Raw genomic sequence first — 348 nt, 5'->3', positions numbered from 1 at the left:
CCACATGGGCGATCAGGCCTTCCTGGCCAGCTTCGGTCAGGTAATGCGGCAACAGCAGGATGCCATGGGCGCCCAGGCGCTCGGCCTCCTGGGCATGGGCAATGGCCGTGCGGGTGGGGCCACCGGCCCCGGCAATGATCGGCACCTTGCCCCGGCAGGTGTCCACGGCCGTCTTGATGACCTCGCTGTACTCGGGGCCCGAGAGCGAGAAGTACTCACCCGTGCCACCGGCGGCAAACAGGGCGCTGGCGCCATAGGGGGCGAGCCACTCCAGGCGCTCGATGTAGGTCTTGGGGCGGAAGTTGCCCTGCTCGTCGAAGTCGGTGATGGGGAACGAGAGCAGGCCGG

General features: G+C 68.4%; 1 protein-coding gene. It reads right to left on the bottom strand.

Features of this window, described 5'->3' with window-relative positions:
* Positions 1-348, bottom strand: a 348-nt coding sequence (locus tag IB236_RS24685; RefSeq protein WP_192422491.1) for a dihydrodipicolinate synthase family protein, incomplete at both ends; no start/stop codon positions are given.

Origin of the sequence: Acidovorax sp. ACV02 (genome assembly GCF_014851475.1) — a bacterium.
Lineage (GTDB): Bacteria > Pseudomonadota > Gammaproteobacteria > Burkholderiales > Burkholderiaceae_C > Acidovorax > Acidovorax delafieldii.
Note: the sequence above shows the minus strand (reverse complement) of the source record. Positions and strands in the feature narration are given on the sequence as shown.